The 21702-nt window shown below is 43.0% G+C and carries 20 protein-coding genes; 9 read left to right on the top strand and 11 right to left on the bottom strand.

What is annotated here, in order from left to right; genetic code table 11:
- Positions 1 to 172: 172 nt before the first annotated feature.
- The 3 genes from ES896_RS13530 to ES896_RS13520 all read right to left on the bottom strand — a co-directional run bounded on the left by ES896_RS13530 (position 173) and on the right by ES896_RS13520 (position 3002).
- Positions 173 to 1606 (bottom strand): MDR family MFS transporter, encoded by a 1434-nt coding sequence (locus ES896_RS13530; protein WP_017358520.1) that lies wholly within the window; start codon positions 1604 to 1606, stop codon positions 173 to 175.
- Positions 1607 to 1622: 16 nt separating this feature from the next.
- Positions 1623 to 2489, bottom strand: coding sequence for a TetR/AcrR family transcriptional regulator (locus ES896_RS13525; RefSeq protein WP_224559208.1), 867 nt, complete (start codon positions 2487 to 2489; stop codon positions 1623 to 1625).
- Positions 2490 to 2627: 138 nt separating this feature from the next.
- Positions 2628 to 3002, bottom strand: coding sequence for a hypothetical protein (locus ES896_RS13520; protein WP_019743157.1), 375 nt, complete (start codon positions 3000 to 3002; stop codon positions 2628 to 2630).
- Positions 3003 to 3125: 123 nt separating this feature from the next.
- Between ES896_RS13520 and ES896_RS13515 the strand changes: the two genes are divergently transcribed.
- Positions 3126 to 3437, top strand: coding sequence for an ArsR/SmtB family transcription factor (locus tag ES896_RS13515; RefSeq protein WP_035390457.1), 312 nt, complete (start codon positions 3126 to 3128; stop codon positions 3435 to 3437).
- Positions 3438 to 3517: 80 nt separating this feature from the next.
- Here ES896_RS13515 and ES896_RS13510 read toward each other — a convergent pair whose 3' ends face one another.
- Positions 3518 to 4069, bottom strand: a complete 552-nt coding sequence (locus ES896_RS13510; protein WP_135226880.1) for a DUF4865 family protein — start codon at positions 4067 to 4069, stop codon at positions 3518 to 3520.
- Between the two features lie 99 nt (positions 4070 to 4168).
- Here ES896_RS13510 and ES896_RS13505 point away from each other — a divergent pair, with 99 nt between their 5' ends.
- On the top strand, positions 4169 to 4900 hold the full coding sequence (locus ES896_RS13505) for a LysR family transcriptional regulator (protein ID WP_135226879.1): 732 nt from the start codon (positions 4169 to 4171) through the stop codon (positions 4898 to 4900).
- Positions 4901 to 4966: 66 nt separating this feature from the next.
- Here ES896_RS13505 and gabR read toward each other — a convergent pair whose 3' ends face one another.
- Positions 4967 to 6391, bottom strand: a complete 1425-nt coding sequence (gene gabR / locus ES896_RS13500; protein WP_135226878.1) for a MocR-like transcriptional regulator GabR — start codon at positions 6389 to 6391, stop codon at positions 4967 to 4969.
- A gap of 108 nt (positions 6392 to 6499) precedes the next feature.
- On the opposite strand from gabR, the gene gabT reads away from it, so the two are divergent.
- The 3 genes from gabT to ES896_RS13485 are packed head-to-tail and all read left to right on the top strand — an operon-like array spanning position 6500 to position 10595.
- On the top strand, positions 6500 to 7816 hold the full coding sequence (gabT, locus tag ES896_RS13495; RefSeq protein ID WP_076822676.1) for a 4-aminobutyrate--2-oxoglutarate transaminase: 1317 nt from the start codon (positions 6500 to 6502) through the stop codon (positions 7814 to 7816).
- A gap of 21 nt (positions 7817 to 7837) precedes the next feature.
- Complete coding sequence (locus ES896_RS13490; protein WP_017358512.1) at positions 7838 to 9226, top strand: APC family permease; 1389 nt, start codon at positions 7838 to 7840, stop codon at positions 9224 to 9226.
- Positions 9201 to 10595 carry an NAD-dependent succinate-semialdehyde dehydrogenase gene (locus ES896_RS13485; protein WP_007498133.1) on the top strand — a complete coding sequence of 465 codons (1395 nt, stop codon included), beginning with the start codon at positions 9201 to 9203 and terminating at the stop codon, positions 10593 to 10595. Before ES896_RS13490 ends, ES896_RS13485 begins: the two co-directional genes overlap by 26 nt.
- A gap of 248 nt (positions 10596 to 10843) precedes the next feature.
- Here ES896_RS13485 and ES896_RS13480 read toward each other — a convergent pair whose 3' ends face one another.
- The 3 genes from ES896_RS13480 to ES896_RS13470 all read right to left on the bottom strand — a co-directional run bounded on the left by ES896_RS13480 (position 10844) and on the right by ES896_RS13470 (position 13836).
- Entirely contained in the window at positions 10844 to 11440 is a 597-nt protein-coding gene (locus ES896_RS13480) for an NAD(P)H-dependent oxidoreductase (RefSeq protein WP_025206752.1), read from the bottom strand.
- A gap of 130 nt (positions 11441 to 11570) precedes the next feature.
- The gene (locus ES896_RS13475; protein WP_025206753.1) at positions 11571 to 12185 is read right to left on the bottom strand and encodes a YcnI family copper-binding membrane protein; all 615 of its coding nucleotides are present in this window, start codon (positions 12183 to 12185) and stop codon (positions 11571 to 11573) included.
- 16 nt (positions 12186 to 12201) lie between these two features.
- On the bottom strand, positions 12202 to 13836 hold the full coding sequence (locus tag ES896_RS13470; RefSeq protein ID WP_025206754.1) for a copper resistance CopC/CopD family protein: 1635 nt from the start codon (positions 13834 to 13836) through the stop codon (positions 12202 to 12204).
- A gap of 505 nt (positions 13837 to 14341) precedes the next feature.
- Between ES896_RS13470 and ES896_RS13465 the strand changes: the two genes are divergently transcribed.
- From ES896_RS13465 to ES896_RS13450, 4 genes are all read left to right on the top strand, one after another.
- Positions 14342 to 15784, top strand: coding sequence for a PTS mannitol transporter subunit IIBC (locus tag ES896_RS13465; protein WP_025206755.1), 1443 nt, complete (start codon positions 14342 to 14344; stop codon positions 15782 to 15784).
- Positions 15785 to 15879: 95 nt separating this feature from the next.
- Entirely contained in the window at positions 15880 to 16314 is a 435-nt protein-coding gene (locus tag ES896_RS13460; RefSeq protein WP_019743148.1) for a PTS mannitol transporter subunit IIA, read from the top strand.
- A 1-nt stretch (position 16315) separates the two neighbouring features.
- On the top strand, positions 16316 to 17437 hold the full coding sequence (locus ES896_RS13455) for a mannitol-1-phosphate 5-dehydrogenase (RefSeq protein WP_135226877.1): 1122 nt from the start codon (positions 16316 to 16318) through the stop codon (positions 17435 to 17437).
- A 97-nt stretch (positions 17438 to 17534) separates the two neighbouring features.
- Positions 17535 to 19283 carry a methyl-accepting chemotaxis protein gene (locus ES896_RS13450; RefSeq protein WP_017366624.1) on the top strand — a complete coding sequence of 583 codons (1749 nt, stop codon included), beginning with the start codon at positions 17535 to 17537 and terminating at the stop codon, positions 19281 to 19283.
- A gap of 44 nt (positions 19284 to 19327) precedes the next feature.
- Here the strand turns inward: ES896_RS13450 and ES896_RS13445 are convergent, their stop codons facing one another.
- Genes ES896_RS13445 through ES896_RS13435 form a run of 3 tightly spaced genes read right to left on the bottom strand, consistent with a single transcriptional unit; the run spans position 19328 to position 21609 of the window.
- Positions 19328 to 20194 (bottom strand): RnfABCDGE type electron transport complex subunit D, encoded by an 867-nt coding sequence (locus ES896_RS13445; protein ID WP_017366625.1) that lies wholly within the window; start codon positions 20192 to 20194, stop codon positions 19328 to 19330.
- Positions 20152 to 21129, bottom strand: coding sequence for an FAD:protein FMN transferase (locus tag ES896_RS13440; protein ID WP_017366626.1), 978 nt, complete (start codon positions 21127 to 21129; stop codon positions 20152 to 20154). The genes ES896_RS13445 and ES896_RS13440 overlap by 43 nt, the downstream gene beginning before the upstream one ends.
- Before the next feature lie 15 nt (positions 21130 to 21144).
- A complete protein-coding gene (locus ES896_RS13435) occupies positions 21145 to 21609 on the bottom strand; it encodes an FMN-binding protein (protein ID WP_099496318.1) in 465 nt (154 codons plus the stop codon).
- Positions 21610 to 21702 lie beyond the last annotated feature (93 nt).

The raw sequence follows: 21702 nt of genomic DNA, 5'->3' as shown, positions 1-21702 counted from the left end.
CATACATCTCCTATAGTAAAAATTTTCTCACAAATTGAATAGTTTCTATTATCAACTCTTTTCTTCAAATTATCAAGGTTTTTCTTCTCTGAATGAACAAATGTATTCTTGGGGAGGACGTTATGTGTGAATAGATGAAAAAAGAGCCGGCGATATGCCGAGCTCTTTGTCTTTATGAAGAAGAGGACGAAGAAGATAGCTCCTGCTTCATCACTTTGTTTTTACGTTTTTCTTTTAAGAAGAACGAGAGAACGAGTCCAATGACCGCAATAGCACCAGACACGATAAATGACGTATTCATACCATGAACGGCTGACTTCATTGGATCGGATAATGCTGCATTGGCAGCAGAGCTGCTCATAATGGAGACAAGCACAGCCGTCCCGATAGAGCCGCCCATTTGTCTCATCGTATTATTCATTGCTGTCCCGTGCGGAATCAAATGCGGTGGTAACGAGTTAATGCCGGCTGTTGTCAGCGGCATCATGATCATCCCAACCCCGATTAAGCGAAGTGTGTAGGCCACTGTAATGAGGGCAATCGATGAATCAAGGTTCAGCATCATAAATGGCAGGGAAGTGACAGCTAATATCGTAAACCCGCCTAGAGCCAGCCCTTTACCGCCTACTTTGTCAAAAATTCGTCCGATAATCGGTGATAGGAATCCCATAAAGAGAGCCCCTGGCAATAAGATCAGCCCTGTATCAAGGGCAGATAACCCTCTGACATTCTGCGTATAGAGCGGCAGAATCGTCTCTGTTCCAATCAGTAAGGCAAAGACGAGCATACCGAGGAAGGTCGTTAAGCTAAAGATCGCAAACTTAAAGACGCCAAACTCAAGCATCGGTCTTTTCAAATTCGACTGACGCAGGATAAAGAAGAACAAGCTCACAGCACCGACAATGAGTGAAATCAGAACGGTCGCACTCGTCCAACCATACGTTCCAACACTTGAAAATCCGTACAGCAGTCCGCCAAATCCGAAGGAAGACAGGATCACCGATAAGACATCGATACGAGTGTCTCTTTGCTGTGTGACATTTTTCATTAAGAAGAAAGCAAGAATGAGATCAATAATACCGATTGGAAGAACAATATAGAATAAGAACTTCCAGCTAAAGGAATCGACAATCCAGCCGCCAAGTGTTGGTCCAAGCGCCGGTGCGAATGAAATCACTAGTCCGACCATACCCATGGCTTGCCCGCGTTTTTCTTTTGGGAAAATGGTTAAAAAGATCGTTTGCATGAGCGGCATCAAAATTCCTGCGCCAGCTGCCTGGACGATACGTGCTGCAAGTAGCACCGGGAAATTCGTGGCGAACGAAGCAAGAATGGTACCTGCTGTAAAAATGCTAAGAGCCGTTAAGACTAAGGAACGGCTTGAAAATTTCTCAATTAAAAAGGCCGTAATTGGGATGAGAATCCCGTTTGTCAGCATAAAGGCTGTGGTCAGCCATTGGCCTTTACTGACATCAATATTGAACTCTTCCATGATATGCGGGATCGCTGGAATGAGAAGCGTTTGGTTTAAGATCGCAACGAACGCCCCAACGAGGAAAATCCCAACAATCACAGACCGGTTATACGATGTTGTTGATTGGTTCATATTATCCCTTCTTTATCTATAAAATAATGCTTTTCAGCTGTGACACGTTTTGAGATAAAACGCTGTGTTTGCCTAAATAATCAAGCAATGAGCTGATTAAAAAGGTTCTCGGTTGGTCCTTTGACAGTTCTTGACTCAGCAGTTCAAACGCAGAGAGGAGATCGTCCTTTTCTTCTCCATTTGAGAGTGTGTGAAGCTCTTGTTTCATCTTTGTTAAGTACGAGATGACAAGCTTTTCTTCATCATATTCTTCCTGTGTGGAAAGCAAATAAGAGTCCATCAGCTGATCTGTTAACACAGGCTCAATGGAGCAAGGCTTTATTGACACACGGTCCATCACACCGATGATCATTTCGGCGGCATTTTCTAATTGGATGTTCTTGTGCTCAATCGCCAACATCAAGATGAATTCTCTCATTAATCCGTTGAGGACAATCACAAGATCCCACACATAAGGCGCAACAGATTCACCATATGTGCTTAAAATGATGTCTCTGTGCCGCTGCATGATAATGGAGCGTGTCTCACGTAAATGCTTAATGACGATGGGCGAATGCTGTGAAAAGGCTTCAAAGGACAGCATATTCAAAAATTTATGATTCTCTTTAAACTCTTCAAGCTCAAGCTTAATCTTTTTTGTGAATTTTTCCTTTTTGGACAGCGTCGTTTCGGAATGAATGATCTGAGAAATCTCTCTCATTTTGCGCTGATTGTATTTAATCAGTTCCAATAGAAGAGCTTCCTTTGAATCAAACAGTTTATAAATAGACGCTTTTGATATTTTACAGGCATCAGCAATTGACTGCATGGAGACACTCATATAGCCTTTTTGAGAAAATAATTTCTTCGATACCCGCAAAATCTCTTCTTGCTTTTCGTTCATCTTCATAAGTCCTTTCCGAATCGGCAAAACCATATGGTCACAATGGAAACCGAGTGGTCACTTTTGCTATGATAACAAAACCAATGGCACATGACAAGAAAATGAACTTAAAAAAATACCTGGCCCAATGACAGGTATTTATCCTTCCGCATGTGCGGCATATATGTGGATTTGTCCGTTACGTTCGATGATCAAAAGGTCTTTCCGCTCCTTGACAGAGTAAATAGGTGTTCCTTTTTTCAACCGAGAAGCTGTTCCATGTTCAAAATGTTTGGCAGCTGTTTTCTGAATGACACCTACTTGCTGGTGTTTTGTTACATTTAATGATTTTGTCCAATCTATGTTTGTTTCATAGATCGTTTCTTCCCATTGAAATAAATCTGCCTGTGGATCGAGAGTTAATAACTCTTCTGCACTAGGTGGTTTTGACTCAAATTGCTGAACAGATTGGCAGGCGCATAAGCTCGTTGCCAATAAGAGCATGAATAAGCAAGTCCATATTGTCCGTGTCAAATAAGGTTCTTCCCTTCAAAATAGTGTCTATGAGTCATAGTCGTTTCCATAGGTTGTCGCGTTACAATGTCATAGGCGAGTAACGAGATTGTATGTTAGAACAAAATACGATACATTTATCGTATGAATAATCCAAATCATCCAACCCAAGAAAACATGAGACTCATTTCTGTGCTGCAAGCATTGGCTGACCCTGTTCGGCTGGAGATTGTCCGCTGCTTAGCAGAAGCGGGTGAGAGAACATGCGGTACGTATCATATGAACATTGCCAAGTCCACGCTGTCGCATCACTTTAAAGTACTAAGAGAGGCAGGCATCGTGAAAGTGAGAATTGACGGGAAGCACCGTTACTACTCTCTCAGAAAGGATGACATTGATTCCGCTTTTCCAGGCCTCTTGTCATCCGTTTTAGCTGTAGACAAGGAGCGGTGGTAAGAGAATCTTGCATCAACAAATGACAAATCCCCAAGGCATTGTAACCTTGGGGATTTGTGATGCGTCTCGTGTAAAATGAATTAGGCCAATGAATGATCCATAGACAGATGGACAATGTCATAAATGTGAATCTGCTGCTCTATATTCTCTGGTAATGAGTCCAGAAAAGAATATTTGACGCACTTCCATTTATCGGGGTTATATACGATGACTTCACCCTTATTGTCGTTAAAATGAGAAAAGAGATGGGCGATATCTAGGTTTTCCAGGCAATCAGTAGGATGAATCGTCACATACTCTTCAAGAACGAATGTGCTACGATGAAAATCATCTGTTAAATGAACGGAATACGTGATGCCAATATTGATTTGTTTCCAGCCAAAAGAACGTAAAATATGATCAAATGACCCCTTAAATACAAAATCCGTCATGCCCTCAGATTGTTTCCAAATATACAATGGGCAATAGCCATTGTGTAAACTTCTATGTTTGTCTTTTTCAGTGATCAAATAAGCTTTAAATAATAAATCCTGATATCCATCTGTTTTCCATCCATTGTTTCGTACTCTTTTTCTAACGATATTCATATCATAATCCGCAGGCAGATCCATATGATATTGCATGGCATGCATTGAAACACTCCCTTTCAATAGCCATCATAATCGACTTCAAACCAGTTGAATAATACATATTTGTGTTATTGTTATCACAAAAAGTGATAGGTGATCATGATGAATATAAATGATTTGATTATTTTTATAGAGGTGTATCAAAAAGAATCGATTAATCAAGCGGCTAAAGCTTTAGGGTATGCGCAATCCAATATTTCTCAAAGAATCAAAGCGCTTGAAACTTTATATGATGCAACATTTTTTATCCGGCATCATCATGGAATCAGTTCAACAGGACAGGGGGATTTATTTTATCAATACGCTCAAAAAATCGTAAAAGAAACGAAGTCCATTCAACAAAAATTGACTTCAAAGAAAAAGAACGTTTTATGCTCTGAACTTCTATTTAACGTTTTATACGAGCAACGAGTTTTAGAGGATATTCAAGCAACTGATTTTATCATTGCTTCATCAAGTACGATCAACAAAAAGTTAACAGAGGATGTGTATGATCAAATTATTTCTTTTAATCAAATGGAAAAAGCGGAATATCAATTAAAAGAGGTAAAGAGCTTGGCATTGAACGTATATGGAAAATCCAAAGAGATATACGATGATGATATTTCATTGGTTGTGAATCGTGATCAGCTTTGCCCATTAAGACATGAGGCCACGCGTATGCTGGGTGATCGAACCCTATTTGAGTTAGATTCGTTTGAAGGAATGATCAAAATCGTTGAACAGGGAGATGGTATTGCGTTACTGCCAACAAACTTAAAAAGCCTTCAAACACTCGTGAAATTGCTAGAAAAAAATATTCACATCAACTATTACGTTTATGAAAGAATGTGATCGTAACACTCCTCTATGGGGATAGTCCCGTCAAAGGAGTGCCACGATTCATCTACATGAGCTGTTTTATTTCCCATAAATCGAGTCATACAGGCGTTTCACCGCTGGCTTAATATCCTCTGGCCGCATATGAGAGAAACCGAGGACAAGCGGGACAAAGCCTTCTTTGTGACCAGGCACATGCTCATCAAGGGTAAAACGGTCCATCCCGTACATTTTCAGCTTTCGGTCTTTGGCACGCTGTAAAATCTCATGCTGCGTACGATCTGAGCGGAATTCTGCGATAAAATGTAGCCCTGCATTTTCCCCGATAATCCGTACGTTGTCACAAAAGACAGTGTCGAGCTCTCCAATGAGCTGTTTTCGTTTTTCCTCGTATAGCCCATTCATTCTTTTAATATGCCGCTGATAGGCGCCATCTTTTATAAAATAAAGAAGGGTGTATTGTGTAAACAGGTTAGCCGTTTGGATGAAAAAGTGCTGTTCTTCCTTATAGCGTCTTAATAAATGCTGCGGCAGTACCATGTAGCTTATCCTTAAGCCGGGCAGCAATGATTTCGAAAAGGTCCCCATATAAATGACTTTGTCATAGCGGTCAAGGCTTTGCAGCGCCGGTATGCTGTCTGTGCCGTACTTAAATTCACTGTCATAATCGTCCTCAATGATATAGCGGTCTGGTTGATCAGCTGCCCAGTTTAACAGCTGTATCCGCCGGGAAATCGGCATGATCACCCCTGTTGGGAACTGATGAGAAGGCGTAATGATCAAGACATTCGGCTTTTTTTTGTGAATGTCGCTCATCCGCACCCCTTTTCGATCAATGCCAATCGTTTCAATGCGGTGATGATTGTTTTTCAGCATTTGATACAGTCTGCGGTAGCCGGGGTTTTCTAATCCGTATATTTGATCAGCTGGAAGAATGCTTGATAGCGAATGAATGAGCGACTGTGTACCCGCACTTAAAATGAGCTGTTCAGGGTAGCATTTGACCCCTCGTGCAAGTCCAATCAGCCGGGCAATCGTTTCCCGCAGCTCATAGACGCCTTGTGGGTGCGGCAGCTCACCAAAGGCTTCTTGGTGGAGGTGAATCGCTTTTTGCTCACTTTTCAGCCAGCTTTTAAAAGGAAAATTGGCTGTATCAACAGAAATATGTGAAAAGGAATACCAGTCATTTCGCTCAATCGAATTCTCTTTTAAATCCGCTGGAAGGGAAGAGGGTTTCAGTTGACCTGATTCATGAAATGTTTCAAGTGATTCCACAAAAAAACCTTTCCGTTCAACTGAATATAAATATCCTTCGGCAAGCAGTTGTTGATAGGCGCCATTCACTGAATTGACGCTGACATTTAAGGTATCGGCTAACTCTCGTTTAGACGGTAATTGATCGTGCGGCTGCAGGTTGCGGTTTAAAATTTCCTCTTTAATTTTTGTATAAATTTGATGATAAATAAACCCGTTTTCCCCTGTTTGATCTAGTTGAATTGTCAGCATCTCGTCATTCCATCCTCTCTGGTACCATGAAAAAAATGATATTGGTACTTTCTATCATACCAAAAAATATTCAGAATAATAAAAAAGACATAAAGGGGATGGATGACAATGAGTCAAACGACAACAAACCGTTTTTCAACAGAGGAATGGCAGGGGAAAAGAGATCAATACGTCGCAAGAGGCGTAAGTAATGGCAACCGTCATCTTGCAGCGAAAGGGAAGGGAGCCGAGCTTTTCGATATTGATGGCAATCGTTTTATCGATTTTGCAGGCGCCATCGGTACATTAAATGTAGGACACTCCCATCCAAAGGTTGTGGAAGCAGTCAAAGCACAGGCAGATAGCCTGATTCATCCAGGATTTAATGTCATGATGTACGAATCCTATATCGAATTGGCAGAAAAACTATGCCACCTCACACCAGGCGACCACGACAAAAAAGCCATTTTCTTAAATTCAGGTGCAGAAGCAGTTGAAAACGCAGTGAAAATTGCCCGTAAATATACAAAAAGACAAGCGGTTGTCTCTTTTACAAGAGGGTTCCACGGAAGAACGAATATGACGATGAGCATGACAAGCAAGGTCAAGCCTTATAAATTTGGATTCGGACCATTTGCGTCAGAGGTGTATCAAGCGCCGTATCCTTATTACTATCAAAAACCTGAAGGATTAAGCGATGCAGCCTACGACGAATACATCATCGATCAGTTCAATCAATTCTTTGTCGCAACCGTTGCACCAGAAACAGTCGCTTGTGTGGTGATGGAGCCAGTCCAAGGGGAGGGCGGATTCATTGTACCATCGAAGCGTTTTGTCCAGCATGTCGCTTCATTCTGTCAGCAACATGGAATCGTATTCGTGGCAGATGAGATCCAAACAGGATTCGCAAGAACAGGGAAATACTTTGCGATTGAACACTACGATGTGGTGCCAGACTTAATCACTGTGTCAAAATCACTTGCAGCTGGCCTGCCGCTGAGCGGTGTTGTTGGCAGAAAAGAATTACTTGATGCAGCGGACCCAGGGGAGCTAGGAGGAACGTATGCTGGCAGTCCATTAGGCTGTGTGGCAGCTTTGGCTGTACTTGATATTATTGAAACAGAACAACTGAATGAACGATCTGAACACATTGGACAAGTCATTGAGGACAAAGCGAATGAGTGGAGAAGTAAGTACTCATTCATCGGGGAAGTCCGGCGATTAGGGGCAATGGCGGCCATTGAAATTGTGGAAGATCAAACAACGCGTACACCAGATAAGAAGACAGCCGCAGCGATTGCAGCCTATGCAAACAAGCACGGACTACTCTTATTAACGGCAGGGATCAATGGGAATATTATTCGCTTTTTAACACCACTTGTCATCACAGATGAGCTGCTGCAAGAAGGACTAGGGATTATCGAAGACGCCTTCACAGCACGCTAAACAACAAAGGGGGATGGTTGTATGCAAAAACAACAAATGGCTAAAACCATGTCGCAGTCAGACGTACTGTTTTTATCCATTGGTGCAATGCTTGGCTGGGGCTGGGTTGTACTTTCGGGAGATTGGATTTTAACAGCTGGATTTTTAGGAAGTGTGATTGCCTTTGTCATAGGGGGCATTCTCGTCATTTTTATTGGGCTAACGTATGCAGAGCTTTCCTCTGCGATTCCAGAAACAGGCGGAGGACTCGTCTTTGTCCAGCGGGCATTTGGGATCAAATCAGCGTTTGTCTCCGCATGGGGCGTATTGTTCGGTTATGTGTCCGTGATTACGTTTGAAGCTGTCGCACTTCCGACAGTCATTGACTATGTCATTCCAACACAGCATGTTGGTTTCCTATGGAATATAGGAGGATGGGATGTTTACTTTACATGGGTATTGATTGGATCTGGCGGTGCACTGTTTTTAACAGCTCTGAACTACATTGGCGCAAAGCCTGCTGCCATTTTTCAATCGGTGTTCACAGTGGCCATTATCCTGACAGGTTTTCTTCTATTAGGCGGAGCTACATTTAATGGAGATTTTGCAAACCTTGAGCCGATGTTTCAGGGCGGGGTTGGCGGTCTGATGGCTGTGTTAGTGATGATTCCCTTTTTATTCGTTGGGTTTGATGTCATCCCGCAGGTAGCGGCGGAGATTAACGCACCTAAGAAGATCATCGGGAGAATTTTGATTATCTCCATTGTGAGTGCGGTTGTATTTTATCTGCTCATTGTCTTTGGAGTAGCGGCAGGATTGTCAAAAGGTCAGCTTGAGGCTTCATCACTGGCAACAGCAGATGCCATGGTACAGCTTCTTGGTCATCAGGCGTTTGGGACTGTGCTTGTCATTGGTGGTGTAGCAGGCATTGTGACGAGCTGGAATGCATTTATCATTGGTGCAAGCCGTATCCTCTACGCAATGGCGGAAAGAGGCATGATTTCCAAATGGTTTGCGTATATTCATCCGAAGTATAAAACACCGACAAATGCCATTTTGTTCTTAGGTGCACTTGCATTTTTTGCACCATTACTAGGCCGACCTGCCCTCGTGTGGATTGTTAATGCAGGCGGTGTGGGCATCATCGTTGGGTATTTGATTGTGTCCATTGCCTTTATGAGACTTCGCAAGACAGAACCTGAGCTTGAGCGACCATACCGCATTAAATATTGGCGGACGACCGGCGTTTTAGCCATTGGACTTAGTTTCCTTTTTCTTTCATTTTATTTTCCAGGGATGCCGGCCTCCTTATCATGGCCAGCTGAATGGATTTTGCTTTTAGGTTGGGCACTCATTGGGTATATACTATATGTAATGAATCCAAGAACGAAGGAGAAGGTAGAGCATGACAAACGAACTCAAAGTGTATAATCCTGCAACCGGAGAAGAAATTGCCTCAGTTGCTCAGCATACAAAAGAACAGATTGAAGATGCGATCACTCGCTCACACAAAGCATTCAAAACATGGGCAAAAACGTCAGCCCATGAACGTGCAAATATCATTCGCAAATGGTTTGATCTCATGATCGAGCATAAAGAAAGACTTGCAAAAATCATCACAGAAGAAAACGGGAAGCCGTATCAAGAAGCATTAGGGGAAATCGTCTATGCCGCTGGATATATTGAATGGTACGCAGAGGAAGCAAAGCGGATTTACGGCAGAACGATCCCGTCTCATACGACAAACAAGCGCCTATTTGTCACAAAACAGCCAGTCGGTCCTGTTGCCGCCATTACACCATGGAATTTCCCTGCGGCGATGATTACAAGGAAGGCTGCACCAGCGCTTGCGGCGGGCTGTACGTTTATCGTGAAACCTGCTGAAGACACGCCGCTTACGGCCATTGAGCTTGTGAAATTAGGCCATGAAGCCGGAATTCCAGAGGATGCCTTGCAATGGGTGATTGGAGATGGAAAAGAAGTGGGGGAAATCTTCACAGATAGTCCATTGATCCGCAAGATCACGTTTACTGGCTCAACACCAGTTGGAAAACATCTCATCAAAAACAGTGCGAGCACAGTGAAACACGTTTCTATGGAACTTGGCGGTCATGCCCCGCTGATCGTAGATAAGGACGCCAACCTTGAATTGGCTGTGAAACAAGCAGTGGCATCTAAATTCCGTAATGCAGGTCAGACGTGTGTTTGTGCCAATCGATTAATTGTCCATGAAGAAATTCATGAAGCATTTGCGCAAAGTTTCAGCAAAGAAGTGGAAAAGCTGAAAGTAGGAAATGGGTTTGAGGAAGGCACGTCCATCGGACCGATTATCAATAAGCGAGGCTTCGATAAAATTGTCGACCAAATTCAAGATGCCGTGGATAAAGGGGCGAAAGTTCTTGTCGGCGGCGATACACATTTTGACGATGAGAAGTCGTATTATTTTGTTCAGCCGACGGTGCTAACTCATGTCGATCCTTCAATGAACATTATGCATGAAGAGACGTTTGGTCCAGTTGCACCCATTACGACATTTAGCACATTAGATGAAGCCATTGAATTAGCGAACGATACACCTTTTGGACTTGCGGCTTATTTCTTTACAGAGAATTACCGCAATGGTCTCTATATATCTGAGAATCTAGATTACGGGATTATTGGCTGGAATGACGGCGGACCATCCGCTGTGCAGGCACCTTTCGGCGGTATGAAAGAGAGCGGTATTGGCCGTGAAGGTGGCATCGAAGGCATCGAGCCTTATTTAGAAACGAAGTATGTGTCAATTGGTTTAGACGAATAACATGTGAAAAAGACTGTCCGAGAAGCCTCGGTAGTCTCAGCGTGTAGACAAACCCTCGCATTCTTTGTCAGTCCTGCGTGCTGGTGCTCACGAATGTCAAATTCGCTCCGCGCCAGTACTCGTCCTTCCTAGACTGCAAAGGTTTTCTATCACGCTGAAAAGGAAGACAAAGGGCTAAAATCAAGTTCATTTTAGCCCTTTGTCAACAATCTGTGACTGTCCGAGAAGCTTCGGCAGTCTTTTTTATGTTAAACAGCCGGTGGGAAAAGTTGATCCACCGTTTCTTTTGTTTCTCTGAGAATCTCGTGGATGTCGTCTGCAGATGCTTGTTCCATGCTGCTGAACAAGAGCCGTTCGACTGGCTCAACGCCGATCAGATCGAAGGCGGCTGTATCTGTCGTCATGTGATGGCTGGGGGTGATGATCATATTTGAATTAAGAAAGGTCCTCGGTGCATCATGCGTATTAATAATGACCCCTTTTTTGTCTCGAAGCAGATTTTTCACCACTCCGTTTTCATTGATCTCATACGCAAACCCCTCTGAAAAAACGCGCTCTACATAACCCTTTAGCATCGCCGGCAAGCCTGTCCACCATATTGGAAAGATAAACGTGAGGACATCAGCTTGTTGAATCAGCTTCTGCTCTCTTTGAACCGGTGCCGGCACATGTCCGTTTCTCATGGCAACCTTTTCTGCTGTTGTCAGCTCTGGCGGAAAGCCAATGCTATACACATCACGAACCGTCACATCATGACCATTGTTCAAAAGAGTGCTTACAACAAGATCTAATAGGGTTTGATTTAAGCTTTGCTGGGGATGAGCAAATATGATTAGATGGTTCATCTCATAGCCTCCTAGGTGGTCATGTGTCTCATTATGGCATGCACGAGTATCCTATTCAATCCTATATTGGAAATGATAGGTTGGGAAAATAAAAAGCGACCGCTTGAAAAAACGATCGCTCATGTAAGGCTTATTTCTTTCTAAAAGCAAGTCCAAGTGCAATTAATGCCACAACTAAGGCTGCAATGGACAGACCAAGAAGAAGTGGTGAAGAAGAAGCAGAGGCTGTTTCAGATGCCTTTTCTTCTTTTGGTTTTTCTTGACCATGTGAATCCGTTACGGTATTAGACGCAACAATGTTTGTGATCGAATGAGGCTTATCAGCGTCCTTGTCGCCAGTCCATTCAACTACTGTTCCATCCTTATAATATTGATACGCATCCCATGCCGCTTCGCCGGCTTTTTCAGGGTTTTTTGCGACAAACACGAATTGCTGGAACTGGCCAGCAAGGACACCATCGCCAGTTGCTTCCCAAGTGACTCTTGTGACTTTTCCGTTTTTCTCTTCAGTTGTTGTTTTCCAGCCAGGCACTGGCTCGTATTGCTGGAATTCTACGCCTTTAGGCATCATGATGACAACCTTTGTTGTCGGACTGTCGCTTTCAGAAGGTACTTTTAACGTATAGGTTTCCCAAGCATTCGTTGCAGATGTATCAGGTTTGACTGTCACGTGTGCACTCACAGGAATCGCCAGTAAAAATGAAGCGAGAAGCATTGGTAATAAAGCTTTAACGTATTTTTTCATATGATATGAACTCCTTTTAGTTTCTTCTAATGAATGTCGTATCGATGTTGTCAAAAGAACCAGTTAATGCATGAATCTCAATTTTCCAAGTGCCTTTTTCATTTAGTAAGAGGTTTTCAGCCGAGAAGTGTCCATTCTTTAATCGTTTCAGCTGAAATTCGTTAGGCGTTTCATCACCGAACAAGGAGACTTTGTGGATCTTAGCTGTCACTGATTGAATGTCTGTGATCGTTTGTCCATCCTTCTTCGTAAATGCCACCTCGAACGTGTTTTTACCAGGAGCATTCGGGGTAATGCTCAAAGACACAAGGTCACGATGCTCCACCTGATTGGCTCCAAAGAATGGCTCTGGTGCAGGCGGCGGAGGGCTTGGGATATTGGTGAATACGGCTGTTAATAGTAAAATAGCGATCCCAATAATCCACTCTGCTCGTAAAGATACGTTTCGTTTCTGCTTCTTTTCCCATCTCAGCATCAAATAATGGACGAGCCCAAGTAGACCCATGATGATAAATAAACCAAGTTTGATTAAGAAGGTGCGTCCATAGGCTGATTGGAAAAGGGCATCAAATGATTGCAGAATAAAAATCGCATTCACAAACCCAGAAAACACAATCAGTCCAACTGAGAGCAGTGCCCACGGATGAAAAGCTGTCAGGGTGCTGCGTATGAGCGGCTGATCTTCATTCGGCAGTTTCTTCATCAAAAGAAGGACAATGGCTGTTAAGCCGCCGACCCAAATAGATGCAGAAATGAGATGAATGAAGTCAAGTGACGTTGTCAGTATTTTATTATCTGTTGCGGCTGGATGACCGATTTGTGCTTTTAGCCATAGGAGCACAGTGAAAATGAGCAGTGGAAACAGCCATACCCGGAAGGAAGTGAAGTTTCCTTTTTTCATCGCCACAATCGTCCAGATCGACAGTAGAACAAATGACGCCATTAGCATCATCCACAGACTCCCGCCCGAAGTCGACGCAATGGTTTCTTGTAAAAGTGATGGTTGAAATGCCCCTAAAAAGGACACGTCTGCCGCTGACTTAGTTTGAATCGGCAGCTGGAACAAGAGTGCTCCGCCCATCATGATCAATGAAACAGTTAAGAGTCGCTTCATTCGCCGAGCTAAAACGTCGGTTATGGCCGCTTTAAACCATAGAAGCCCAAATAAAATGGTTCCAAGAAATAAGCTAAATGACGTATACAGAAAGGCTTTGTCAATGGTTGAAGCCATATCGATGGATTCACTTGATTGTCCTTGATCTAATTGATCAAATCCTCCATCCGCTTTTCCGATACTAAACGGAATCATGCCAGACACAGAGTGCCCATCGGCTGATACCGCATTCCACTGAATGGTGTAAATGCCTTTTGGTAAATTCTTTTTTAAAGCTGCTTCCATGATCTTTTGCTCTTTGATGACCGTATCTCCTTGATCCACACGATCCCCTTTTGCATTGAACACCTTAATGGCATGAAATCCACTTTCGATCCCTTCACTAAAGGTGATCGAGACTGCAGGAGGCTGCTGATCCAGCTCTTCATTTGCTACTGGATTTGAGCTCACCACATATGCATGAGCAAATGCTTCTTTTGGCATGAAAAATGAGAACATGAAGATGAGCAGCAGAAGCCACTTCCGATATTTCAACAATGTGAATAACCGCCTTTCTACCTATGAAAATGTCTCATGTATCAGAAAGAAAGCGGCAGTAAACTGTGAGTCACAGAAAAACCGCTCTTTCTATTGTACCGCCCACTCTAAAAGGTAAACGAAACAAATAGCAAGATGGTTCACTTTTTCTGTGTCATGTCTTGTCTGCGCAGACGTTTCTTGAATGTTTGATCAATATAAGCCTATTCGATTTAAGTAGAGGAAACAAGAAGTGACGATTTGAAAGTTGTGAAATTCCAATGAATTTTGCGCCAAAACAACAGTAGATTCAACTTTTACCCCGCTATCATCTATGGTATGCCGAGAAGTGTCACATCATTTTTCAATTTTGTCACACACTAAGTGACAAAGTGACATTTAGTTTCAATTGAAGGGAAAGTGAAAGCGTTTTACGATAGGTATAAGGGCTTCACTGACTCTTGTTCTTATATCTTTTGACCTATAAAGCCCGAAATAAAGGGAGAGAAGAAAGGGGTTTTCACAGATGCAGGAAAAAAGCGGATTCCGCGTGAAAGTACAGCGCTTTGGAAGCTATTTAAGCGGTATGATTATGCCGAATATTGGTGCATTTATTGCATGGGGACTCATTACAGCTTTGTTCATTCCAAGTGGTTATCTTCCGAATGAGCAATTAGCTACACTCGTTGGACCGATGATTAACTACTTACTGCCGCTCTTAATTGGTTACACAGGCGGTAAACTCGTCTATGACCATCGAGGCGGAGTGCTCGGTGCTACGGCTACGATTGGGGTCATTGTTGGCTCAGACATTCCAATGTTTTTAGGTGCCATGATCATGGGGCCGCTGGGCGGTTATCTTATTAAGAAAATCGACCAGCTGTTCAAAGACCGAATCAAATCTGGCTTTGAAATGCTTGTGAATAACTTTACGGCAGGTATCCTCGGTGCCATTCTTGTTGCCATTGCATTCTATGCTATCGGCCCAGTGGTACTAGGTCTGAATAAAGCCCTTGCGGCAGGTGTAGATATCATTGTCAATGCTCATTTACTACCGCTGGCAAGTATCTTCATTGAACCTGCAAAAGTATTATTCTTAAACAACGCGATTAACCAAGGTATTTTAGGGCCGTTAGGGGTCGAGCAAGCAGCGAAGACAGGGCAGTCTGTTCTGTTCTTGCTTGAAACAAACCCAGGGCCAGGCTTAGGTGTTCTTCTTGCGTATATGTTCTTTGGAAGAGGAAATGCGAAACAGTCTGCACCAGGTGCCATTGTCATTCAGTTCTTAGGAGGAATCCATGAAATTTACTTCCCGTACATCTTAATGAAACCAAAACTTATTTTGGCTGTCATTGCAGGGGGAGCAAGTGGTGTCCTGACGTTCACATTATTAAATGCAGGATTAAAAGCTGTGCCGTCACCAGGAAGTATTATTGCGCTTATGCTGATGTCTCCAAAAGGCGGTCACCTTGCCGTTTTAGCAGGTGTTGTCGTAGCAGCTATCGTATCGTTCCTTGTCGCATCGGTCATTTTGAAAGCATCTAAAGAAGTTGACGAAGATTTAACAGCAGCAACAGAAAAGATGCAGGACATGAAAGGCAAGAAAAGTGCAGCAGCCGCTGCTCTTACAGCACAAAATGAAAATGCTGAAGCTAATGAGCAAGCAGCATCTCCAAGTGACGTCAATCCAGATGACGTGAACAAAATCATCTTTGCCTGCGATGCAGGGATGGGTTCAAGTGCAATGGGTGCGTCCATTCTGAAAAACAAAGTGAAAAAGGCAGAGCTTGATATCGATGTGACAAACACATCGATCAGCAACATCCCAGACGATGCGGATGTGGTCTTTACTCATAAAGATTTAACAGACAGAGCAAAGGCAAAGCTGCCAGGCGCTGTGCATATCTCAGTGGATAATTTCTTAAACAGCCCGAAATATGATGAGCTGATTGAGAAATTGAAAAAATAACATGACGAAACGGGTTGAGTCCAATTTTTCCTAATTGAACTCCCCGTTTTGGTTGTTTTCCTGATTTTTATTCTAAAAAAGGTGTGTGATCATGTATGAAACAAGTACTTTCTAAAGACAATATTTTTCTAAACGAACAGGCAGGTTCTAAAGAAGAAGCCATCAAAAAAGCAGGCGAAGTCCTCGTAGCAAACGGCTACGTCACAAGTGATTATGTCGACAAAATGTTTGAAAGAGAAGAGATTTCTTCTACATTTATGGGGAACGGCATTGCAATCCCTCATGGAACAGAGGATGCGAAAGCGGCTGTCCTTCATTCAGGGATTTCGATTATCCAAATTCCAGATGGTGTTGAATATGGTGAAGGAAATGTGGCGAAAGTCGTCTTTGGGATCGCTGGGAAAAACAACGAGCATCTTGATATTCTGTCTCAAATTGCGATTGTCTGTTCAGAAGAAGAAAATGTAGAACGGATCATTCATGCAAAGGATCAGGATGAACTGATCGCCATCTTTAACGAGGTGAACTAACATGAAGGCACTTCATTTTGGAGCAGGGAATATCGGCAGAGGGTTTATCGGATCTTTGTTAAAGACATCGGGCTTTGAGCTTGTCTTTACCGATGTGAATGAAGCGGTCATCAATGAGCTGAATGAAAGAGGAGAATACACGGTTGAACTCGCAGCACCAGGGCAGAAGCAAGAAATCGTCGGGCCCGTATCAGCGATCAATTCTTCACAAAATCCAGCAGCATTAACAGAGGCGATTGCCACAGCCAATTTGATTACAACAGCTGTTGGACCAGCCGTATTGAAGATCATTGCCTCATCGATTGCTGAAGGATTAAAACGAAAAAAGCCAGACCATATCATCAACATCGTGGCATGTGAAAATATGATTGGGGGAAGTGCTCATTTAAAAGAAGCGGTGTTCTCTCATTTAACAGCAGATGAGCAAGCAGTGATATCACAAACCGTTGGCTTTCCAAACGCTGCGGTTGACCGCATTGTTCCGATTCAGCACCATGAGGACATTCTCAAAGTGTCGGTTGAACCATTTTTCGAGTGGGTCATTGATGAGATGGGCTTTATTGGAGATGTTCCGCAAATTGACGGAGCGACCTTTGTCCGAGATTTGACGCCGTATATTGAACGGAAGCTTTTCACCGTCAATACAGGACATGCACTAGCGGCTTATGTCGGGTATCAGCAAGGCGTAAAAACCATTAAAGAAGCTGTTGATACACCAGACATTCGTCAAGTTGTCGAAGGTGCCCTTCATGAAACGGGCAGTTATTTAATTGACGCATATGGCTTCCGAAAAGAAGAACATGATGCGTACATTCAAAAAATTATCAAGCGATTTGAGAATGCTTTTATCTCCGATGAAGTGACTCGTGTCGCACGCTCTCCTCTTAGAAAGCTGGGAGCAGATGACCGTTTAATCGGTCCAGCGAAAAAGATCAAGCAGCCAGTGTACTTAATCAAAGGGATCGCTGCTGCCTTGGCTTACGACTTTGCAGAAGACGAAGAAGCGGTCCGCTTGCAGGCATTAAGGAAAGAAAAAGGCATTGAAGGTGTGCTTCAAGAGGTATGTGGACTCAAACCTGAAGACGATCTCTATCAAGACATCCTCAAAGAAATCGAGCGATAATCAAAAAATCCCTTTCTAACGTGAAAGGGATTTTTTCTATGACTTTTTTAATACTTTCCCCTGCATGACGATATATGTAGTAAGGGGGAATTAGAACATGAAAAAGAAAGCGTTTGCTTCAAGGAGTGTCTTTTTTCAATTGATGTCAGCCATTATCGTTATTACAATTTTAACAGGCGGACTTGTAGGAACAACGGGGTATTTTTTAGCGAAAAATGTCTTAATTGATGCAGGGAAAGCAGATTTAAAACACATCGTAAATGGAGCGATGGCCACTCTTGAACAATTGAACGACCGTGTGGAGAACAAAGAACTGACGCTTGAACAGGCGCAGGAACAAGCCCGTATTTACTTGAGCGGGCCGAAGAATGACAACGGCAAAGGGTATCAATTTCAAAAATCAGATTTCATCTATAAAAATAAAGGCTACCTTGTCGCATATGGAGCCGATTATTCATCACAGGTTCATCCGGTTAACGACATCGGCGTCATCCCAGATAACACGACAAATCGTCAAAAAATGGTCGCTGGCGCCACAGCAAAAGGCGAGGATGCACACTATATCACCTATATGGATAAAGACGATGCCACGGGGGAAGAAAAGCAAAAACTCGCTTATATGAACCAGTTTACACCGTGGAATTGGAGTATAGGAATCGCCGTATTTCAGGATGAATTTTATAAAGAACTAGAGCAGATGAAGCTCTATATTATTCTCATTACAGCAGGTGTCGCTCTTTTAAGTATGGGTGTCTTTTATTTGGCAGCCCGAGGTAAAGTGAGACTGCTCAAGCAAGTCACGGCTGCTTCAAAAGAAATTGCGGCGGGCAATATTGAACGCACCAGCTTAAAAGAAACCTCGGATGAAATTGGACAGCTGGCAAAAGGCTTTAATCATATGTCAGGAGAGCTCAGAGCACTTGTGAGCGGTTTGCAGGAAACGAGCAGCCAGCTCGTCGAATCTGCGACAGATTTGTCCGCCATCTCTGAAGAAACATCCGCCAGCAGTGAAGAAATTGGCCGAGCAATTGGAGATATCTCAACTGGGACCCTTCATCAGGCATCAGACCTTGAGGTAGCCAATCAACAAATGACTCAGTTCAATCAATCCATTGAAAACGTCAAAGAACAAAGCGACCAGATCAAACGAATTTCAGACCAGTCGAACCAATCTTCCCAGCAGGGTCAGCAAATTGTCCAGCAATTAAAACAATCAAATGAGCAATCCATTCAGGCATCTCAAGGCATTCGATCAGGGATTGAGCAGTTAAGTACAAAAGTACAAGATATTTCTCAAATCACAGATACCATTGAAAGCATTTCAAACGAAACGAACTTACTGGCCCTGAATGCGAGCATTGAAGCAGCTCGTGCAGGAGAGCATGGCAAAGGATTCTCGGTTGTGGCGAGTGAAGTGCGGAATTTAGCTGAACAGACAAAGCAATCAGCTGTTCAAATACAGCAGATGATTCAAGGCATTAAAGAAGAAACGACGGCTACAGCTGGCATGATGTCCAAAACAATGGATCGTTTTGCCGAGCTTGATGAAGCGGTTCATGCAACAGAACAAGAATTCAATTCCATCTCTACATCGATTTCACAAACCATCGTTGAAACGAATGCGATGGCAAAAGAGCTGAACACATTACTGGAACAAAACGACCTCATCACAAAAGCGATGCATGGTGCAGCGCATATTTCTCAAGAAAATGCCGCTGCGATTGAAGAAATCACTGCATCTACTGACGAACAAGTCACCGCCATCTCCAATGTGGCGAAGGCAGCAGAAAGGCTCAATGAGCTAAGCATGCGATTGAATCAAGATATTGCACGTTATCGTTTATAAGGTATGGTCAAACGGACGTCGAAAAGTCGATGTCCGTTTTTTATTTAAACGACTTTCGTCCGTATTGCCCGTCGCTTTTGATTTGTTTGGTACGTTCGATAGGCTTTCCAAGCATTGGCACATAAAAGCCCTGTGAGTAAGTAAGATAAGCTATTAAATAAATAGAAGTCCACACACGAAACGACAGCACAGAGGATACCAAAGATGATTTGATCACGATTCTTTGCTGGTGAAGTAGGTGGATCAGTCAACATAAAGAATGCAAGGAACAAGACGGCATTTAAGTAGGGCGTCATAAAAGCAGATGAAGCATCCGTTAGGCCGATGAATCCCAATATGAGGTGGATCAGGCCGTATGCGGCTAGAAAGGCGAAAACTTGCGGGAACTTTTGTACGCGGCTTGTCACCAAATAACCGCCGACCACCACTAGGAATAGGGTCCACCAAGGTAGAAGAGACATACCGCCCCACCAGCTTTGATTGGAAGAAAATAAAATGACTGAGAGCCACAAACCAAATGCGGCTGGATTCAAAATTGGTTTCTTTTGATAAGTGATGACATGCTTAGATAAAATGGCTACTGCGGCTGTGAAAGCAGATGCAGCAAAAGAAGTGGCTGGACTGAGAACAATGCCAATAATCAGCCCTGTGAGCAGAGCTCCATCAGGGAATGTGTGTTTATGACGTTTCCGAATCACTCTTGTAATAAAAGTGTCAAGAATTAGTGCTGTCCCGATGCTGGTGGCAACTGTAGTGAGACCACTAAGAAATCCAGTGTGCAGACTGCCGGCGGCTAGAAGAACCAAAAGAATGGCAATGACATACCGTTTCGGCGTCCGAATGTAGGTTTTTAGTGAAGGCGATGATTTCAAAAATGTTTGGTCTGTGGTTGGTGCTGGCTGTAATTCCATGATGGAACCTCCTTCATCTCCGGTGTTAGGGTCATATCAGCATCTTGATCCACCATCACGGCAGGTATTTCATGTTCGGCTAAAAAAGAATAACCTCCTTCTCTACCTAATAAAAAAGCAGCAGTCGATAGACTATCGGCGAGCATACCGAGTGGTGCAATGACGGTACAGCTTAACAAACTTTGTTCAGACTGTTTCGTTTGAGGGAGAATCAAATGGTGCGTATGAGGATCATTACGGCTGATCCGTTCATAGCTTCCAGATGTACAAATCGCACAATTAGTCGTTTGAATGACCGAAATGTTGGTCTGTTTGTGAATGGGATGCCGAATCCCAATTGTCCACTCTTCTTGTTGTTCGTTAAATCCAGATACCAACACATCCCCGCCAGCATTCATCATAAAGCCCTCCCATGCTTCAAGTTCTTTTGCCGCAAGATCGCACGCGAATCCCTTTGCAATAGAACCAAAATCCAAAATCAGCGGTTTGTTCAAATAAATCGTCCGATTCGTCTCGTTTAACTGGACGTCACGGTAATGAACAGCTGTATGTGGAACGTCATCTGATGAAAAAGTTTGTCCTGTCGTATATAAACGATCGAATCCTTTTTGTTCCATGACTTTCCCGATGGTTGGATCATACTTTCCATTTGTTAATTCAGCTAACTCTAACGCATAGGCTGTTAAATCGAAAAGCATTTCACTGACTAATACCTCTTGATTTGAGCGATTGGCTAACTTCATGACTTCCGAATCAGAGCGAAAACGGCTAAACCGATGTTCGATATCATAAAAAATGGAAAAAGCGCGATTGATGTCTTCTAAAACAGCTCGTCGATCTTCTTCATAGGCAACCACTTGAATATTGATAACAGTTCCCATAGCCAGCATGGATTTTTGATAAGTCATCAGTTTTTGTTGTCCTAACCATTTCATCATAGTGTCTCCTCTCTATGCCTTTGCCTGCTCTAAAGCCTGAGCAACGGCTGTTTCAAAATCCTGAGTACTTAATGTTGCACCGCTCACCGTATCTACATCAGCACTTTGTCTGATAACCACTTCATTAGGTAATGATGAAATGGAGCTTTGCCCGTATCTAGTGTTATCACTCGTAATCTCGACAGAAGTGATATTTCCTTGTTTGATGGTAACAGATACACTGATAGAGCCAATTTCATTTGATCCAGTACCAGAGAAAGTACCATCTTTGAGTTCAGTTTCTGAAGTGGTATCTTCTTTTTGAGTGGCGGTAGTATCTGATGTGAGAGATGTATCGTTTGAAGAAGCGTCTGCTTGTGTATTTGATTGTGCTGTTTGAACGGCTTGAGCGTGATGGGTAGTTGCATAACCAGTGATGTATAAGCTGCTAATGGCTGCGGTGCAAAGACTAATCATTTTCTTATTTATTTTTGCCATGATGTATCCTACCTCCTATTACGATCTACTATATAGAAGAAATTTGAACAAACCATGAACAAGAAAAGAACGATTTTAGATAATGGGTATGAA

The sequence above is a fragment of the Bacillus sp. 005/A4HT-01/001 genome, assembly GCF_004634445.1.
Lineage (GTDB): Bacteria > Bacillota > Bacilli > Bacillales > Bacillaceae > Bacillus > Bacillus altitudinis.
The sequence above is the reverse complement of the archived record's forward strand: the minus strand, read 5'-3'. Positions and strand labels throughout refer to the sequence as shown.

Bases quoted from the DNA above. Each gene is read 5' to 3' on its own strand.
- ES896_RS13485 (WP_007498133.1), top strand. From the start codon at position 9,201: ATGACAAACGAACTCAAAGTGTATAATCCTGCAACCGGAGAAGAAATT.
- ES896_RS13465 (WP_025206755.1), top strand. From the start codon at position 14,342: ATGCAGGAAAAAAGCGGATTCCGCGTGAAAGTACAGCGCTTTGGAAGC.
- ES896_RS13480 (WP_025206752.1), bottom strand. From the start codon at position 11,440: ATGAACCATCTAATCATATTTGCTCATCCCCAGCAAAGCTTAAATCAA.
- ES896_RS13445 (WP_017366625.1), bottom strand. From the start codon at position 20,194: ATGGAATTACAGCCAGCACCAACCACAGACCAAACATTTTTGAAATCA.
- ES896_RS13490 (WP_017358512.1), top strand. From the start codon at position 7,838: ATGCAAAAACAACAAATGGCTAAAACCATGTCGCAGTCAGACGTACTG.
- gabT (WP_076822676.1), top strand. From the start codon at position 6,500: ATGAGTCAAACGACAACAAACCGTTTTTCAACAGAGGAATGGCAGGGG.
- ES896_RS13475 (WP_025206753.1), bottom strand. From the start codon at position 12,185: ATGAAAAAATACGTTAAAGCTTTATTACCAATGCTTCTCGCTTCATTT.
- ES896_RS13435 (WP_099496318.1), bottom strand. From the start codon at position 21,609: ATGGCAAAAATAAATAAGAAAATGATTAGTCTTTGCACCGCAGCCATT.
- ES896_RS13510 (WP_135226880.1), bottom strand. From the start codon at position 4,069: ATGCATGCCATGCAATATCATATGGATCTGCCTGCGGATTATGATATG.
- ES896_RS13505 (WP_135226879.1), top strand. From the start codon at position 4,169: ATGAATATAAATGATTTGATTATTTTTATAGAGGTGTATCAAAAAGAA.
- ES896_RS13460 (WP_019743148.1), top strand. From the start codon at position 15,880: ATGAAACAAGTACTTTCTAAAGACAATATTTTTCTAAACGAACAGGCA.
- ES896_RS13515 (WP_035390457.1), top strand. From the start codon at position 3,126: ATGAATAATCCAAATCATCCAACCCAAGAAAACATGAGACTCATTTCT.
- ES896_RS13440 (WP_017366626.1), bottom strand. From the start codon at position 21,129: ATGAAATGGTTAGGACAACAAAAACTGATGACTTATCAAAAATCCATG.
- ES896_RS13455 (WP_135226877.1), top strand. From the start codon at position 16,316: ATGAAGGCACTTCATTTTGGAGCAGGGAATATCGGCAGAGGGTTTATC.
- gabR (WP_135226878.1), bottom strand. From the start codon at position 6,391: ATGCTGACAATTCAACTAGATCAAACAGGGGAAAACGGGTTTATTTAT.
- ES896_RS13525 (WP_224559208.1), bottom strand. From the start codon at position 2,489: ATGAACGAAAAGCAAGAAGAGATTTTGCGGGTATCGAAGAAATTATTT.
- ES896_RS13450 (WP_017366624.1), top strand. From the start codon at position 17,535: ATGAAAAAGAAAGCGTTTGCTTCAAGGAGTGTCTTTTTTCAATTGATG.
- ES896_RS13530 (WP_017358520.1), bottom strand. From the start codon at position 1,606: ATGAACCAATCAACAACATCGTATAACCGGTCTGTGATTGTTGGGATT.